This is a genomic window from Bradyrhizobium valentinum (assembly GCF_001440405.1).
In the GTDB taxonomy this organism is placed as follows: domain Bacteria; phylum Pseudomonadota; class Alphaproteobacteria; order Rhizobiales; family Xanthobacteraceae; genus Bradyrhizobium; species Bradyrhizobium valentinum.
Map to the genome: position 1 here is coordinate 33,226 of NZ_LLXX01000197.1, position 16,070 is coordinate 49,295.

Genomic DNA, 16,070 nt, shown 5'->3' on the forward strand with positions numbered 1-16,070 from the left:
ATTCATCTTATATCGTAAAAGTCTTTTGAAGGATGGATTGCCGGGTCAAGCCCGGCAATGACAGTGTCACGATCAATGCCGCCACCCGTTTTCCGATTCGCGCCGAGCCCGAACGGCTACCTCCATCTCGGCCACGCCTATTCGGCGCTATTGAATTTCGACCTCGCGCGTCGCACGGGAGGAAGATTCCTGCTGCGGATTGAGGATATCGACGCTATCAGATGCCGTCCGGAATTCGAGGCGGCGATCTACGAAGACCTCGCCTGGCTGGGGATATCATGGGAAACGCCGGTGCGGCGGCAATCGGAGCATTTTGCGCGCTATCGCGAGGCGGTCGAAAAACTGGCAGGCTTAGGCCTGATCTATCCGAGCTTCGAGAGCCGCACAGAAATCGCCCGTCTGGTGGCGCAACGTGAAGCCAGCGCGCCCTGGCCGCGCGATCCTGACGGGGCGCCACTCTATCCGGGGCTTGCGAAATCGCTGTCGCCGGGAGAGCGCAGCCGGCTGATCGAGCAGGGCATGCCTTACGCGCTGCGGCTCGACATGGCGGCGGCGCGCGCGCGTGCGAATGAGCTTACCTGGATCGAACTTGGCGAAGGGCCTGATGGCGAGACCGGCGTCGTGAGCGCTCAGCCGGAAAGCTGGGGCGACGTTATTCTCGCGCGCAAGGAGACGCCGACCAGCTATCATCTATCTGTCGTGGTCGACGATGCCTTGCAGGGCGTCACTGACGTGGTGCGGGGTCGCGACCTGTTCTGGTCAACCAGTGTGCATCGTCTGCTGCAACATCTGCTCGGTATTCCGCAACCGGCTTACCGGCATCATCTGCTCATGACAGATGCAGCGGGCCAAAAGCTGTCGAAATCGACCGATGCCACGGGCTTGCGCGAATTGCGTGGGCAGGGCGCCACGGCTGCCGATATCAGGCGAATGGTCGGATTGTCCGAATCAGGCCCGTAGTTCTACTGGGGGTTGCTCGAAAGGTCTCCGTGACTTTGACCTCGCTCGCGTGTCATGTTGTCAATGCGCGGGGAAGGGGGATCATGGCAGTAAAGCGGCGCTCACCAGTCATCAAAGGAACTGTCAAGAAATGGCGACCGAAAAAGCGCATATCCCGGGCCGCGGCTAAAACGCGCGCTACGCGCAAGTCCGCTGTCCCCGGCATGGTTGAAACCGCGCTGGCCGCCTTTGCGCACGAGGTCCGCACGCCGCTTACGGGCATTCTGGCGATCAGCAATCTGCTCGCGACCTCTGAACTCGACGAGCGGGAACGGCGCTGGGTCGACACCATCAAGGCGGGCGCGGAACATCTGGCGAGCCTTGCCACGCTGTTCGTCGACGCCGCGCGTAGCGGCGGTCCCGGGCTCAAGGTGCGGCAGGATTTCTTCGACCTGCGCACGCTGGTTCGCAATGCCGGCGATTCGCTGGCCGGGCGCGCGGCGGCCAAAGGCCTGCAATCGTCGGTCGTTATTTCCGAAAAGCTCCCGGGATTTGCCATCGGCGATCCCGTCCGTCTGCGCGCCGCGGTGGAAAACCTGATCGACAATGCCGTGAAATTCACCGACCACGGCAGTGTCGCGCTGCAGGTCACGCCCGGGCGCGGTCCGAAAGGCAGGTTTGCCGTCGCATTCGCCGTCTCGGACAGCGGAATCGGCCTCACGCTCAACGAAATCAAGCGCCTGTTCCGGCCGTTCTCCCAGGCCAATGTCTCCATTGCATCGCGCTTCGGCGGTGCCGGCCTCGGGTTGTCGTCGGTCAAGCAACTGGCGCGCGCCATGGGCGGCGACATTACCGTGGCGCAACGGCGTGGCGGTGGCGCCACCTTCACCCTTACTGTTGTGATGTCGTCCGCCGACGATGCCGGGACGGCGTCGCCAGGCGTCGATGGCGAGGTCTCGATCAGTTCACCGCGATCGTTGCGGCTACTCAGCGTCGAAGACAATCCGTTTGGCCGCGTCGTGCTCAACGCGATCCTGACCGAGCTCGGTCACCAGACCGAGTTCATCGGCCAGGGCGAGGCGGCGCCGGAGCGGCTCGCGCAAGGCGCATTCGACGCGGTGCTGATGGACATGGTCTTGCCGGGGATCAACGGCGTCGAGGCGATCAGGCGCATTCGCGCGCTTCAGCCGCCGCTCGGGAGCACGCCGATTATCGGCATATCCGGCCGCAGCGAGGATGAGGCGGCCTCGCGCGCCGCCGGCGCCGATATCTTTCTGGTCAAGCCTGTGTCTCCGCGCGCCCTGGCGACTGCGCTGCATGAAGCGACATCCCCTTCGGCAACTGCGACTTCATGATGGCTGCGTTCAGTTCGCCGCCGAAGACGAAAATCGCCGAAATGAAATACAGAAACACCAGCGCGATGATGACCGAGGCAAGGCCCGCATACATCGTCACGTAATTGCTGGCGAAGCGCGCCAGATACTGGCCGAACACGACGCCCGAGATCAGCGATCCAACCATCGTAAAGACGATGCCCGGAAGGATCTGGAGAAAACTCCGCCGGCCGCAAGGCAGCCAGGCATGCAGCACGAACAGCGCCACCGTCATCGCCGTGATCGTGATGCCGTAACGGGCGAAAGTGAGCATGCTTTCGTTAGACTCGACAAAGAACGGAATGTGGCGGCGTGCGGTTTCCAGGATCAGGGGGCCGAGCACGATCAGGAACGCCATCAAGAGCGATGTGACGGCCGCGACCAGCGTGTAGCCGATCGATTCCAGCCGCAGCCAGTACCACGCCCGCGGCTCGACCACCGAATAGGCGCGGTTCAGCGCGACCCGGAGCGCCTCGACGCCGTTGGAGGCGAAATAGACCGCCAGCACCGCGCCGACAGTCAGGATGTCGCCGCGCGTCGTGGTCAGCACATCGTGGATTTCTCCTGACAGCGCGTCCGCGACCTGCTGCGGCCAGGTCTGCAGCAGCAGCTCTATGGCCCCGTCGGCGAGTTCCTTGGAGCCGAAAAAGCCGGCCAGCGACGTCAGCACGATCAGGAACGGGAACAGCGCCATCAATGTCGAGAGCGCGATATGGCTCGCGATCGCCCAGCCGTCATCGGCGAGGAACGTATAAAACGCCTCCATCACGACGAGGTAGACGTAGCGAATGAGCCTCACATCTCACCTCGATTGCAGTACGGAAGTCCGGTGCTAAACTTGGGCTAGCATCTGATATTATTGGATTAAAGGCCAGATCGTCGAGCGATTGTGCGAGGGGATGTGAACGTGTGGAAGTCGGCGCTTGCCGGTGTTATGTAGCGCCGATGGCATCCTTTTTGAGTTCGGTCGTCCTCCCCATCGCGCTTGCTGCCGTGGCTATCGTGCTGCTGCTCGGTCTCATCAACATGATGCGGGGAGGTTCGCCGAGCCGTTCGCAGAACCTGATGCGGCTTCGGGTATTGCTGCAGTTCATCGCCATCGTCATCACCATGGTCGTGGTCTGGGCGATCGGTAAATAAGGGCAGGAAAAGGAAAGCGCCAATGGTCGTGCTCAACCGCATCTATACCAAGACCGGCGACGACGGTACCACGGCGCTCGGCAGCGGTGAGCGCCGGCCGAAATATGATCTGCGCATCGCAGCCTACGGTACCGTCGACGAGACCAACGCCGCCATCGGCGTGGTGCGGCTGCACCTCGGCGAGGCCCGCGATCTCGATGCGATGCTGGGCCGGATCCAGAACGACCTGTTCGATCTCGGCGCCGATCTCGCGGTGCCCCAGCGGGACGGCAAGGCCGAACGCTTAAGGATGCTGTCGAGCCAGGTCGAGCGGCTCGAACGCGATATCGACAGCCTGAACGAGCACCTCGCGCCGTTGACCTCGTTCGTCCTGCCGGGCGGCACCGCCGCCGCGGCATACCTGCATCTCGCCCGCACCATATGCCGCAGGGCGGAACGGATCATGGTGGAACTCGCCGCCCGGCCCGAGGAGCCCGTCAGCGCGGCTGCCATTCAGTATATGAACCGCCTGTCGGATTTCCTCTTCGTCGCCAGCCGCGCCATGAACGATAATGGGGCCGGAGACGTGTTGTGGGTGCCCGGTCAGAACCGTTAAGGTAGGCTTGTCCGGGGTCGATTTTTGGCTTTCGCGCGTTGACCGCCGATAACGGGACCTTTAGGTTCCGCGCCCAAGCCGTAGCAAGCTAATAGCAAGCAATTAAACCCCAGAATTCAAGCGAAAGAGGATCGATGAAGGTACTTGTGCCGGTAAAGCGGGTGGTCGATTTCAACGTCAAGGTCCGCGTCAAAAGCGACGGAACGGGCGTGGAACTCGCCAACGTGAAGATGTCGATGAATCCGTTCGACGAAATCGCCGTCGAGGAAGCGCTGCGGCTGAAGGAAGCCGGCAAGGCGACCGAAGTGGTGGTGGTATCGATCGGCCCGGCGCAGGCCTCGGAAACGATCCGGACCGGTCTCGCGATGGGCGCCGACCGCGGCATCCTCGTCAAGGCCGAAGGCAATGTGGAGCCGCTCGCGGTCGCGAAGATTCTCAAGGCCGTGGCGGATGCGGAACAGCCGGGCCTGATCATTCTCGGCAAGCAGGCGATCGACGACGACTCGAACCAGACCGGCCAGATGCTGGCGGCGCTGCTCGGATGGTCGCAGGCGACCTTCGCCTCCAAGCTCGAAGTCGAAGGAAGCGACTTCAAGGTCACGCGCGAGGTCGACGGCGGCCTGCAGACCGTGAAGCTGAAGGGACCGGCGATCGTCACCACCGACCTGCGGCTCAACGAGCCGCGCTACGCCTCGCTGCCCAACATCATGAAGGCGAAGAAGAAGCCGATCGACGACAAGAGCGCGTCCGATTACGGCGTCGATCTCACGCCGCATCTCGAAATAGTCAAGACAGCGGAGCCGCCCGGCCGCAAGGGAGGCGTCAAGGTCAAGGACGTCGGTGAGCTGGTATCCAAACTCAAGACCGAAGCCGGGGTTCTCTGATGACGACGCTGTTGATTGCCGAACACGATAATGCGTCGATCAAGGACGCCACCAACAAGACGTTGACGGCCGCCGTTGCACTCGGCGCCGACGTGCACGTGCTGGTCGCCGGCGAAAACGCCAAGGCAGCGGCCGATGCCGCGTCCAAGCTCGCCGGCGTCAAGAAGGTGCTGCTCGCGGACAACGCCGCCTATGCCCATGATCTCGCCGAGCCGCTGGCCGCGCTGATCGTGTCGCTGGCCTCCGGCTATGACGCCTTCGTCGCGCCTGCGACCTCGCGCTTCAAGAACGTGATGCCGCGCGTTGCAGCCCTGCTCGACGTGATGCAGGTGTCCGAGATCATCAAGGTGGTTTCATCAGATACGTTCGAGCGGCCGATCTATGCCGGCAACGCCATCCAGACGGTGAAGTCGAAGGACGCCAAGAAGGTCATCACGGTACGGACCTCGACCTTTGCCGCGGCCGGCGAGGGCGGCAGCGCGCCCGTCGAGAACGCCGCGGCCGCGGCCGATCCCGGCCTCTCCAGCTTCGTCGGCGAAGAGGTGGCAAAAAGCGACCGTCCCGAGTTGACCTCGGCCAAGATCATCGTCTCCGGCGGCCGCGCCATGCAGAGCCGCGAGAACTTTGCCAAATATATCGAGCCGCTCGCCGACAAGCTCGGCGCCGGCGTCGGCGCCTCGCGCGCCGCGGTCGATGCCGGCTATGCGCCGAACGACTGGCAGGTCGGCCAGACCGGCAAGGTGGTGGCGCCGGAACTATATGTCGCCATCGGTATCTCCGGCGCGATCCAGCATCTTGCAGGCATGAAGGATTCCAAGGTGATCGTTGCGATCAACAAGGATGAAGACGCGCCGATCTTCCAGGTTGCCGATTACGGCCTGGTCGCGGACCTCTATCAGGCGGTTCCGGAGCTGACCGAGGCGCTCGCCAAGCTCGGCAAGTAATGAAGACGGAGCATGATCCGGAAAACTGGAAACCGGTTTTCCGAAAAGATCATGCTCAACAAAAAGATAGAGTGGGATGATGGTTCGAAGAACATCATCCCGGATCGGCCGGACGCGCAACGTTCGGCCGATCTTTACCTTATGCGGTTGCAAGCGAAGTTGATTAAGCTTCGCGTGAAGAATACGTGCCAATGATGAGACTGAAACCTCGCGTCGGACTATATCGTATCGTAACCGAGGTCTAGAGATGAACAGGCGCGATGTGCGCGCCGTTCCGGTGGATGACAAGATGACGGTGACAATCAAGAAGGTCGGCGTGATCGGCTCGGGCCAGATGGGCAACGGCATCGCGCATGTGGCGGCGCTGGCCGGTCTCGACGTGGTGCTCAATGACGTGTCCGACGAACGGCTGAGGTCGGCGATGGCGACCATCAACGGCCATCTGTCGCGCCAGGTGGCCAAGAAGGCCATCACCGAGGATGCCCGTAAGCAGGCGCTCGCGCGGATCAGCTCTACCGAGACGCTGGATGGCCTGGCGGACTGCGATCTCGTGATCGAGAGCGCGGTCGAAAAGGAAGAGGTCAAGCGCAAGATCTTTCACGAGCTCTGCTCGGTGCTGAAGCCGGAAGCGATCGTCGCCACCAATTCCTCGTCGATCTCGATCACGCGGCTCGCCGCCTCGACCGATCGTCCCGAGCGCTTCATCGGCATTCATTTCATGAATCCGGTGCCGGCGATGGAACTGGTGGAACTGATCCGCGGCATCGCCACCGACGATCTGACGTTCGACACCGCCAAGGAATTCGTCACCCGGCTCGGCAAGCAGGTCGCGGTGTCAGAGGATTTCCCGGCCTTCATCGTCAACCGCATCCTGCTGCCGATGATCAACGAGGCGATCTACACGCTCTACGAGGGCGTCGGAAACGTCGAGGCGATCGATGCCGCGATGAAGCTCGGTGCGCATCACCCGATGGGGCCGCTGGAACTGGCCGATTTCATCGGGCTCGATACCTGCCTATCGATCATGCAGGTGCTGCACGAGGGGCTGGCGGATTCGAAATACCGGCCGTGCCCGCTTCTGGTGAAATATGTCGAGGCCGGCTGGCTCGGCCGCAAGACACAGCGTGGCTTTTACGACTACCGCGGCGACAAGCCGGTTCCGACGCGGTAGGCGTCAGCGCGCCTTCGCAGGATGGGTAGAGCGTAAGCGAAACCCATCATCAAGCCTCCCCGACGTCGATGGGTATCGCTTCGCTCCACCCATCCTACGAATTTTGGACACGCGCAGCGTGTCTTCGCTCGTGCATTCGCGCGCCCGCCCAACTTTTCTGTCCTCTCCAGAATTCGTTAACCGGTGCCGGGGTAGGGTGCTCTCACGTTTGAGGAGTGCTGCGTATGGATATGATGGCTATGGTTTCGAGCATGCTCGCGATGCAGGCGGCGGGCACGCAGCAGCAGATTCAGACCTCGATCATCAAACAGAACGCGGATGCCGAGAAGGCCGCGGTTCACACCCTGCTGGGCATCCCCTCGAGCGCCAATCTCGCCCCCGGCATTGGCGGCAATCTCGATATTGCGGCCTAACCCGGCCGGTTTCACTGGGCGACGGCATCAACGAACAGTCGCCCGGCGGCAAAAATCAGAGCCAGATAGGTGAAGATCATTCCGAAGCCGCGCACCGGATCGGAAGCGCGGAGCATGCCGAACGCATGCAGCAGTCGCCCTAAGGCAAGCACTCCGCCGATGGCCCCGACCATCCAGGCCGGGGCTGCATGAGCCTCCACCAGGCTCAGGACGATGATGCCCAGAGGCACGTATTCAATGAAATTGCCTTGCGCGCGGATGCGCTGCTGCAGCGTCTCGTCGGTGCTGCAGCCCGTCATGTCCCCCACCTTTAGGCGTCGCAGGGAGACCGGAAACGAGAGGGCGACCAGGGCGACAGCGAAGGCGGCCGCAAATAGCGAGGTGATAGGAAGGATCGTCATTTGGAGCTTCTTCAGGCCTTTGCTTGCGGGGATCCGTCAGGGCGAACTTGCCGCGAGCTGATGCTCGCTGACTGGAACGGGAATGCTGGTGGTTTTCGCCGCGTCAGAGCACCGCTGTCTGCACGTAGGGCGACGGCATTTCGCGAGCAGCGTTCTGCGTGACGAAAGAGGTGGTCAGCAGCACGAGGCCCATCGCTGCCGGCACGGCGCCGCCGGGCTTACGAACACCGAGGTGCGCCAAGCCTGACAGCAGCAGGTGATAGAACATGCCGGCATAGGCGAGATCGCTGAGCGCCACGTTGACGCGCGACAGTATGGCGGCCGCGCCCAGAACCTTCACGGCGATCATGACTTGCACGAGATAGGCCGGATAGCCGAGGTCGGTGAGTGCCTGACCAGCCCAGTCCCTTCGCGTTACGTACATGATAGCGGAAGCGAGATAGAGCAGGCACAGAAGCGCCGTGCTGATCCAATAGGTGTAGTTTGCGGCCATGAGGTCTTCCTGATTGCTGTTGCCGCAGCAACATCTCTTTCATCGACTTTGTTGGTTGGTCTGGACGCGCGTTTTCGTTTGCGCGTCTGCAGCACATGCAAAATGTCGACTAAGATTGATGTTAACAAGTAGGATGAATAACTCGCAGTTAGTATGGAAAACCAGACTATGGCCGACCACGAGATCAACATGCACGAGGAGATGCGGCGCGCGTTCGCGCTGCTCTCGGGCAAGTGGAAGCTGGAGATTATGTGGCTGCTCAATCAGCGGGTCTACCGTTTCGGGGAGCTGCGAAAAGCGATCCCCGGCATCACCCAGCACATGCTGACGGCACAACTGCGCGAGCTCGAAGCAGACGGTCTGGTATCGCGCACCGTGTTTGCTGAAGTGCCGCCCCGCGTCGAATATGAAATCACGCCCAAGGCGCGCGGGCTCGGGCCCGCGATGGAGGCGCTGACGGCCTGGTGGAACGAGTATGGACAAAGCGTGCCGGCGAGACCGAGCTCGCGCGGTCGCAAAGCTAAAAGCAGCTAGAAATTCGTGCTGCCCCTGATGGCCAGCGCATTGCCGGCGTCAAGACCCCGCCTTCATCGGCTGCATGGCGGCCTTGATCAGCTTGATGGCGTCGTCGCTGGCCCATTCGGCGGGACCGGCAAGGTTGGCGATCTCGCAGCCCTGGCCGTCCACCAGCACCGAAGTGGGCATGCCAAGCGCCTTGCCTATGCTCTTAAGATCCTGAAAAACCTTGGCTTTTGAATCGGCGAAATACCCGAGCCGGGTCAGATTGGCCTCTTTGAGGAAGTTTTTCGGCTTCTCGGGGTCGCGGGTGTCGATGTTGACGGCGACCACCTCGAAATCCTTGCCGCCAAGCTTGGCCTGCAGGCTGTCCAGCGCCGGCATTTCTTTGCGACAAGGCACGCACCAGGTGGCCCACAGGTTCACCAGCACGGTCTTGCCGCGCCAGTCCGAGAGCTTTCGGGGCTTACCTTCGGCGTCCTCAAAAGCGAGGTCGGGGAGCCGCAAGGGCGTCGTCGCCATGGTCAGCGCGGCCACCTCGCCATGCGCCAGCGGCGCGATCTTGCGGGCCAGCTCGACGGCCCCGCTACAGATGGGATCGCCGCCAGCGCCGCGCTTGAAGCCGCCGAGCCCGTAAAACGCGCCCAATCCGACGACGCCCGCAGCCGCCACCGCACCGATGGCGATCGGGATCCGGCGCCTCGTGGCCGGGCGGGGCGGGGACATTTCGGGCATATCGTTTGTCATCCTGTATCAGATACGGCTATGCAGGGCTCAAGATTACGGTCCAGTTACGGCCGAAACCGGCGCGGCGTTTCGCAGCCGGTTCGAGGATATAGATGGCAAGGCTTGGGAAGTCATGAGCAACAAGATGTGGGGCGGCCGGTTCACCGAGCGTCCCGATGCGATCATGGAGGAAATCAACGTCTCGATCGACGTCGATCGTCACCTCTATGCCCAGGACATCGCCGCGTCCAAGGCCCACGCCGCGATGCTGGCGGCGCAAGGCATTATCACCGCGAGTGATGCGAAAAATATCGGCAAGGGTCTAGACACGATTTTGTCAGAAATCGGCAAGGGCGCGTTCGACTTCAAGCGTACGCTCGAAGACATCCATATGAACGTCGAAAGCCGGCTTTCCGAACTGATCGGGCCGGCGGCGGGGCGGCTGCACACCGCGCGCTCCCGCAACGATCAGGTGGCGACCGATTTCCGTCTCTACGTGCGCGACACGATCGACGAGATGGACGCGGCGCTGGCCGCCTTCCAGCATGCGCTGGCGGAACGGGCGCTCGAGCATGCCGCGACCGTGATGCCGGGCTTCACGCATCTGCAGACCGCCCAGCCCGTGACGTTCGGGCATCATCTGCTGGCCTATGTCGAGATGGCCGCGCGTGACCGCGGCCGCTTTGCCGACGCGCGCAAGCGGCTGAACGAATCGCCGCTCGGTGCAGCAGCGCTGGCCGGAACCTCGTTTCCGATCGACCGGGCTGCGACCGCGAAAGCGCTCGGCTTCGACCGTCCGATGGCCAATTCGCTGGATGCGGTGTCGGACCGCGACTTCGTGCTGGAGACGCTGTCGGCGGCGTCGATCGCGGCCGTGCACATGTCGCGCTTTGCCGAGGAAATCGTGATCTGGACCTCGCCGCTGGTCGGCCTGGTGCGGCTCTCCGACAAGTTCACCACCGGCTCCTCGATCATGCCGCAGAAGCGTAATCCCGATGCGGCCGAACTGGTGCGCGCCAAGACCGGCCGGGTGATCGGTGCGCTGAACGGTCTCCTGATCGTGATGAAGGGCCTGCCGCTCGCCTATCAAAAAGACATGCAGGAGGACAAGCAGGGCGCGATGGAGGCGTTTTCCGCGCTATCGCTGGCGATTCGCGCAATGACTGGCATGGTCCTCGACCTGGTGCCGGACGAGGCGCGGATGAAGGCGGCCGCCGGCGAAGGCTATGCCACCGCCACCGATCTGGCCGACTGGCTGGTGCGGACGCTGAAAATGCCGTTCCGCGATGCGCACCATGTCACCGGCCGCATCGTCGGTCTCGCCTCGAAACAGGGCGTGGCGCTGCACGAGTTGCCGCTGAAGGCGATGCAGGAGGTCGAGCCTGACATCACGGCGGACGCCTTGCGCGTGCTGTCGGTGGAAGCCTCCGTCAAAAGCCGGACCAGCTATGGCGGCACCGCGCCGAAGAACGTGCTTATCCAGGCCAAAGCCTGGCTGAAACGGCTGGAAAAAGAGCGAAAATAGGCTTGAAGAGAAAAATTTCGCTGCAATTTCATGGTTGTCCGTGGCCCATCGGCACTCGCCAGACCGAGGCAATCTTTGTATGGTGCGCCGCGCATTGGGGATTTCGTCGTGATCAGTAACTACCGCCCGTCATCGTCGGGATGGGCCATCATCCTGTTGAGCGTGACCGCGCTCGCGCTCGGGGGCTGCGGACGCAAAGGCGGGCTCGACCTGCCGCCGAACGCGCCGCAGGCGCAGGCTACCTCCGATACCGAGGCCGAGCGCGCGGCGCAGCCAGGCGTATTCAACTCGACCTACGGGTCCGAGGCCGCGCCCACCGCCGCCAAAGGCGGCAAGAAGAAATTCGTTCTCGATCCGCTGCTGGACTGAGACTGAGCGCGCCATGAATCACTTCGACTATCGCAACGGCGTGCTGCACGCCGAGGCCGTCAACCTGTCCGAACTCGCCGATGCTGTCGGCACGCCGTTCTATTGCTATTCGACGGCGACGCTGGAGCGCCACTACCGCGTCTTCACCGAGGCCTTTGCCGGCGAGAAGACGCTGGTCTGTTACGCCATGAAGGCGAATTCCAACCAGTCGGTGCTGCGCACATTGGCAAAGCTCGGCGCCGGCGCCGACGTGGTGTCGGGCGGCGAATTGAAGCGCGCGCTGGCGGCGGGGATACCGCCGAGCAAGATTCTGTTTTCCGGCGTCGGCAAGACCGAAATAGAACTGCGCGCGGCGCTGGCCGCCGACATTCTTTGCATCAACATCGAGTCCGAGCCCGAACTGGAATTGCTGTCGAAGCTCGCGGTCGAGACCGGCAAGACCGCGCGGATTTCGGTGCGGGTCAACCCGGACGTCGATGCCGGAACGCATGCCAAGATCGCAACCGGCAGGTCCGAGAACAAGTTCGGTATTCCGATCGAGCGGGCGCGCGAAGTCTATGCCCATGCGGCCAAGCTGCCGGGCATCGAGGTGACCGGCACCGACATGCATATCGGCAGCCAGATCACCGATCTCAGCAAGATGGAAACCGCGTTCCGGATCCTGTCGGATTTCGTGCTGACGCTGCGTTCCGACGGCCACAACATCTCGCATATCGATTTCGGCGGCGGCCTCGGCATCCCCTATCACGCCGACCGGGAAGCGCCGCCGCTGCCGTCCGCCTATGCCGCGATGGTCAAGCGGGTGACGCACAATCTCGGCTGCACGCTGATGTTCGAGCCCGGGCGGATGATCGTCGGCAACGCCGGCATCCTCGTCTCCCGCGTCATCTATGTGAAGCCGGGCGAGGCCAAGAACTTCGTCATCATCGACGCCGCGATGAACGACCTGATCCGCCCCACCCTTTATGAAGCCCATCACGATATCCTGCCGGTGCGCGAGGCCGCGAAGGACGCGCGCACGATCACCGCCGATGTGGTGGGTCCGGTCTGCGAAACCGGCGACTATCTCGCGCTCGACCGCAAGCTGCCCGAGCCGAAGGCCGGCGATCTCATCGCGATCATGACCGCCGGCGCCTACGGCGCGGTGCAGTCGGGCTTCTACAATACGCGACCCCTGGTGCCGGAAGTCCTCGTCAAAGACGACCAGTACGCTGTAGTGCGCCCGCGCATCGAGGTCGAGGAACTGATCGCGATGGATAAGCCGGCGCCCTGGCTGTGAGCGTTGTCGCTTCGATGGCTTTCTGAAGCGTCCGTCAGACGGTTTCGGCTGTTTTGGCCGTTATTACCGTACTCGTTCTTTGCGCTGCGTCATAGACCTTGACCTGAAGCATCGGGAATTTGGTCTTGAGTTCCCGCGCTTTCTTTTCGGCGGCTTCCTTTGTGTCGAACACCGCCTTCATCTGACCGTCGACCTCCATGCCGAAACCTTCCGTGATCGTGACATCAGCGCGCATGATGTTCCTGGGTATTGGCTCCTCGGTCATCGTCGTCATGGGTTTTCTTATCATGGATCTTTCCTCCTACGTTCTGGCTACTGCCGCGTTGGGCGCGCACGACGAGGATGGACGTTTCGCTAAAATTTCTTCTGCTCAGCCAGCCCAACTTGAAATCGGCTTCTTCGATCTTATCTAAAACGCAGTCGATATGGATTTGTTCGGCGGCCCTCACTGCTTCGGGCGCCAGGAAACACCACCTCGTACTTTTGAGCGCCGCCCTCAGTGGCCCATCGACTGGATTGCAGCACGACAATTCCTCCAGTGAACGTCGCACGGCTCTGCCGGAGCGGCATGTGGACCAACATGAAATACATTTCGGACCTTAAGCCGGTAACGACACAACCATGCCCAAATGCGAAAGTTATGACCGGTGCAGTGCGCCGAGGATCGCGACCCGCCCGGAGAAATGAGTCTTCCGGGTTCCCTCGCCCCCAGGCGAAGAATGCTCAGAGCGCAGAGAAAAACTATGAACGCTACCTGGCGTTGGCCCGCGCCGAAGCTCTGAGGGGAGACCGGATCGCAGCGGAGAATTATTTCCAGCATGCCGAGCACTATTTCCGGTCGATGGCGAAGAATGCGAATTAGTGTGCTGTAAGCGATACCCATCATCGAATGCCAGGCGAAGTCGGCCGAGGGTGAGATGAGGCATCCCTGCTTCAAGGGTCCTCGGGAGCACCTCTGATGCAGCCGTACGCCCGATGCGAGATGGCGATTGCCGGACTTTCCCATCCCTGGATTGATCAGGTCCCATCGAGCCTGGAACCATGCCACAGCGTCGGGTTCCATACAGACATTGATTCGAATCAGATTTTTATTTCGGCACATGCTGGACACCATGCGGATGGGCATGCCCGGCATGGGACAAGGACGGCCCCAACGGTTGATGCCTCGCTTGAAGCTGGGGGCGTCCTTCTAATGTGCCACGGCGGCGTCGGGCACACAGATTAAGCGCGCTCAACTGCGGCGCGTTCGTATGGCAAAATTCCAACAGAAGGGAGTTGATTCGATGATGCTCGAAACAATTCTGGCATTGTTGGGCCTCGCGACTTGCGCGCTGGTCCTCGTCTCATTCTGGGGCTCCGACCTCTTTGGAAGCCGCACGCGGAAGCGGAGTTGATAACTAGCGCGTCCGGTAAGCGCCCACGGCGTGGGCTGCGAAGATTGTCCAGCTGAATAGTGCGAGAATCGCTGCAATGCTGGCTGCGTGGCGCGTCGCGCACCGCTGTCCGTCACGCGCCAGCTCATAAACCGACCGTCAGCGCTATTTCGCCGCGTGGCCGCCCTTCTCCCCGCCGACCACCACACCCGCCGCCTTTTCGATCGGCTTGATCGCGGCGGTAAAATCCGACTCCGCGCCCTCGTCGCGGATCACGACTTCCCACAGGCGACCGACCGCTTCGGCGACTTCCATCGATAGGCCCAGCGATTTCATCTCCTCCAGCGCGAGCCGTACGTCCTTCACCATCAAGCCGGTGGCGAAGCCGAAATCGAAGCTGCGCGGCAGCACCGCGCGCGGAAACTTGTCGCGGCTGGCCGTGTTGAGCCCCGATCCGGCGTTGATGACGTCGATCATCACGGCTGGATCGAGACCTGCCTTGACGCCCATCACCACCGCTTCCGACGTCGCCACCATGGCGGTTGCGGAGAGGAAGTTGTTGGCAAGTTTCATCGTCTGCGCCGAGCCGGGTTTCTCGCCGATGAAGAACACGTTTCCGATCACGTCGAGCGCGGGTTTTGCGATTTCGAAATCGGCGCGCGGGCCGGAGACCATGACGGCCAGCGTTCCCTTCTCCGCGCCGCCGACGCCGCCGCTCACGGGGCTGTCGATCTGCACGATGTTCTTGGCTCCCAGCAGGCCGTGAATTTTGGCGGCCATCTGCGAGCCGACGGTGGAGAGGTCGATGAAGCGCTTGACGCGCTTGCCTTCGATCACGCCACCGGCGCCGGTCGCGACGTCGAGCGAGGCCTGCAGCGACGGCAGGCTCGCCAGCACGGTCTCGCAGCGGTCGGCGATGTCCTTGGGCGAGGATCCAGCTTGCGCACCCATCGCGACGAGCTTGTCTGTCGCTTCTTTCCGCGTATCGAACACGGTGAGCTGATGGCCAGCCTCGATCAGCCGGCGCGCCATGGGGAAGCCCATATTCCCAAGGCCGATGAATCCGATTTCCATGGTGATGTTTCCTGTGATTTCGTCATACGGCCTTGCGAATTTCCAGTCCCTTGTCGTGTGTTTTCTGGTCCATGACGATTTCCTCACGTATTTTTACGGTTCGGGATCGACGTTATGGGGCTAGAGCCCGGCAGTCACGCCTTCGTGTTATGCGTATTTCCGGGTGTGGGTTACCCCGGGAACAGGTGCCTCATTGCCGCCGTTGTGCTAGGCTGACTTGTCGGCAACCCGGAGAGATTGTTGAGCGGCGCTTCACCTGACCCCACAAAATCCACGCGCGAGCCGGATGCTGTCGCGCGGCTTCGACTGACGCAGGCCCTGCAACGGGCTCAATATGCGATTACGTGGGAGCGCGCCTGGCCGGGCATCGCCCGGTTTTTATGCGTCATCGGACTGTTTCTGGTGGTGTCCTGGGCCGGACTATGGCTGGCGCTGCCGTTCCTTTCACGCGCGATTGGCGTCAGCCTGTTCGTCCTGTTGGCGCTGGCTGCATTGTTCCCGCTCGCGCGGTTTCGCTGGCCAACCCGTGAAGAGGGCTTGAGCCGGCTCGACCGCGGTACCGGCATTCGCCATCGCCCGGCGACCGCGCTCACCGATACGCTTACGACCAAAGACCCGATCGCCCAGGCGCTGTGGCGGGAGCAGCGCGAGCGCACGCTGGCCTCGATCAAGCGGATCCGCGCCGGGCTGCCTTCGCCGCGGCTGGCGATCCACGATCCCCGGGCGCTGCGCGCACTGGTCGTGGTGATGCTGGCGGCCGCCTATGTCGCCGCCGGCGACGAGCGCCGGCTGCGAATTGCCGCGGCGTTCGACTGGAACGGCGTGCTGGCGCCGGCCAACGTCCGGGTCGATGCC

21 protein-coding genes are annotated in these 16,070 nt (G+C 62.4%); 15 read left to right on the forward strand and 6 right to left on the reverse strand.

Annotation, left to right across the window (positions count from 1 at the left end; genetic code table 11):
- The first annotated feature begins 75 nt into the window (after positions 1-75).
- Together gluQRS and CP49_RS35010 are read left to right on the forward strand one after the other, a co-directional pair.
- The gene (gene gluQRS / locus CP49_RS35005; RefSeq protein WP_057854661.1) at positions 76-960 is read left to right on the forward strand and encodes a tRNA glutamyl-Q(34) synthetase GluQRS; all 885 of its coding nucleotides are present in this window, start codon (positions 76-78) and stop codon (positions 958-960) included.
- Between the two features lie 83 nt (positions 961-1,043).
- On the forward strand, positions 1,044-2,294 hold the full coding sequence (locus tag CP49_RS35010) for an ATP-binding protein (RefSeq protein WP_057854662.1): 1,251 nt from the start codon (positions 1,044-1,046) through the stop codon (positions 2,292-2,294).
- Here the strand turns inward: CP49_RS35010 and CP49_RS35015 are convergent.
- Positions 2,218-3,078: a YihY/virulence factor BrkB family protein gene (locus CP49_RS35015; protein ID WP_420807681.1), complete on the reverse strand. Its 861-nt coding sequence runs from the start codon at positions 3,076-3,078 to the stop codon at positions 2,218-2,220. The two genes, CP49_RS35010 and CP49_RS35015, sit on opposite strands and share 77 nt — an antisense overlap.
- Positions 3,079-3,257: 179 nt before the next feature.
- Here CP49_RS35015 and CP49_RS35020 point away from each other — a divergent pair, with 179 nt between their 5' ends.
- The 7 genes from CP49_RS35020 (at position 3,258) to CP49_RS35050 (ending at position 7,459) form a co-directional block, all read left to right on the forward strand.
- Complete coding sequence (locus CP49_RS35020) at positions 3,258-3,452, forward strand: twin transmembrane helix small protein (protein WP_057854664.1); 195 nt, start codon at positions 3,258-3,260, stop codon at positions 3,450-3,452.
- Positions 3,453-3,474: 22 nt separating this feature from the next.
- Complete coding sequence (locus CP49_RS35025; protein ID WP_057854665.1) at positions 3,475-4,047, forward strand: cob(I)yrinic acid a,c-diamide adenosyltransferase; 573 nt, start codon at positions 3,475-3,477, stop codon at positions 4,045-4,047.
- Between the two features lie 134 nt (positions 4,048-4,181).
- A complete protein-coding gene (locus tag CP49_RS35030) occupies positions 4,182-4,931 on the forward strand; it encodes an electron transfer flavoprotein subunit beta/FixA family protein (RefSeq protein WP_057854666.1) in 750 nt (249 codons plus the stop codon).
- The gene (locus CP49_RS35035; RefSeq protein WP_057854667.1) at positions 4,931-5,875 is read left to right on the forward strand and encodes an electron transfer flavoprotein subunit alpha/FixB family protein; all 945 of its coding nucleotides are present in this window, start codon (positions 4,931-4,933) and stop codon (positions 5,873-5,875) included. Before CP49_RS35030 ends, CP49_RS35035 begins: the two co-directional genes overlap by 1 nt.
- 12 nt (positions 5,876-5,887) lie before the next feature.
- The gene (locus tag CP49_RS35040; RefSeq protein ID WP_057854668.1) at positions 5,888-6,070 is read left to right on the forward strand and encodes a hypothetical protein; all 183 of its coding nucleotides are present in this window, start codon (positions 5,888-5,890) and stop codon (positions 6,068-6,070) included.
- Between the two features lie 94 nt (positions 6,071-6,164).
- Positions 6,165-7,046, forward strand: coding sequence for a 3-hydroxybutyryl-CoA dehydrogenase (locus tag CP49_RS35045; RefSeq protein WP_057854684.1), 882 nt, complete (start codon positions 6,165-6,167; stop codon positions 7,044-7,046).
- Positions 7,047-7,270: 224 nt separating this feature from the next.
- Entirely contained in the window at positions 7,271-7,459 is a 189-nt protein-coding gene (locus CP49_RS35050; protein WP_057854669.1) for a putative motility protein, read from the forward strand.
- A gap of 11 nt (positions 7,460-7,470) precedes the next feature.
- Here CP49_RS35050 and CP49_RS35055 read toward each other — a convergent pair whose 3' ends face one another.
- Positions 7,471-7,860: an MAPEG family protein gene (locus CP49_RS35055; protein WP_057854670.1), complete on the reverse strand. Its 390-nt coding sequence runs from the start codon at positions 7,858-7,860 to the stop codon at positions 7,471-7,473.
- A gap of 103 nt (positions 7,861-7,963) precedes the next feature.
- On the reverse strand, positions 7,964-8,353 hold the full coding sequence (locus tag CP49_RS35060; RefSeq protein WP_057854671.1) for a DoxX family protein: 390 nt from the start codon (positions 8,351-8,353) through the stop codon (positions 7,964-7,966).
- A 153-nt stretch (positions 8,354-8,506) separates the two neighbouring features.
- On the opposite strand from CP49_RS35060, the gene CP49_RS35065 reads away from it, so the two are divergent.
- Positions 8,507-8,887: a winged helix-turn-helix transcriptional regulator gene (locus tag CP49_RS35065; RefSeq protein ID WP_057854672.1), complete on the forward strand. Its 381-nt coding sequence runs from the start codon at positions 8,507-8,509 to the stop codon at positions 8,885-8,887.
- Between the two features lie 39 nt (positions 8,888-8,926).
- Here the strand turns inward: CP49_RS35065 and tlpA are convergent, their stop codons facing one another.
- Positions 8,927-9,604, reverse strand: a complete 678-nt coding sequence (gene tlpA / locus CP49_RS35070; RefSeq protein ID WP_420807678.1) for a thiol:disulfide interchange protein TlpA — start codon at positions 9,602-9,604, stop codon at positions 8,927-8,929.
- 124 nt (positions 9,605-9,728) lie between these two features.
- Here tlpA and argH point away from each other — a divergent pair, with 124 nt between their 5' ends.
- The 3 genes from argH (at position 9,729) to lysA (ending at position 12,768) form a co-directional block, all read left to right on the forward strand.
- Positions 9,729-11,120 (forward strand): argininosuccinate lyase, encoded by a 1,392-nt coding sequence (gene argH / locus CP49_RS35075; RefSeq protein WP_057854685.1) that lies wholly within the window; start codon positions 9,729-9,731, stop codon positions 11,118-11,120.
- A gap of 108 nt (positions 11,121-11,228) precedes the next feature.
- Entirely contained in the window at positions 11,229-11,489 is a 261-nt protein-coding gene (gene lptM / locus CP49_RS35080; RefSeq protein ID WP_057854686.1) for an LPS translocon maturation chaperone LptM, read from the forward strand.
- 13 nt (positions 11,490-11,502) lie between these two features.
- The gene (gene lysA, locus CP49_RS35085; RefSeq protein ID WP_057854674.1) at positions 11,503-12,768 is read left to right on the forward strand and encodes a diaminopimelate decarboxylase; all 1,266 of its coding nucleotides are present in this window, start codon (positions 11,503-11,505) and stop codon (positions 12,766-12,768) included.
- Positions 12,769-12,802: 34 nt separating this feature from the next.
- Here lysA and CP49_RS35090 read toward each other — a convergent pair whose 3' ends face one another.
- Positions 12,803-13,057: a hypothetical protein gene (locus tag CP49_RS35090; RefSeq protein WP_156438836.1), complete on the reverse strand. Its 255-nt coding sequence runs from the start codon at positions 13,055-13,057 to the stop codon at positions 12,803-12,805.
- A gap of 351 nt (positions 13,058-13,408) precedes the next feature.
- On the opposite strand from CP49_RS35090, the gene CP49_RS43890 reads away from it, so the two are divergent.
- Entirely contained in the window at positions 13,409-13,630 is a 222-nt protein-coding gene (locus CP49_RS43890; protein ID WP_156438838.1) for a DUF4167 domain-containing protein, read from the forward strand.
- Positions 13,631-14,306: 676 nt separating this feature from the next.
- On the opposite strand, the gene CP49_RS35100 is transcribed toward CP49_RS43890, so the two are convergent.
- A complete protein-coding gene (locus CP49_RS35100; RefSeq protein ID WP_057854677.1) occupies positions 14,307-15,215 on the reverse strand; it encodes an NAD(P)-dependent oxidoreductase in 909 nt (302 codons plus the stop codon).
- Between the two features lie 240 nt (positions 15,216-15,455).
- On the opposite strand from CP49_RS35100, the gene CP49_RS35105 reads away from it, so the two are divergent.
- Positions 15,456-16,070: DUF4175 family protein (locus CP49_RS35105; protein WP_156438837.1), on the forward strand; the 615-nt coding region annotated here is incomplete at its 3' end.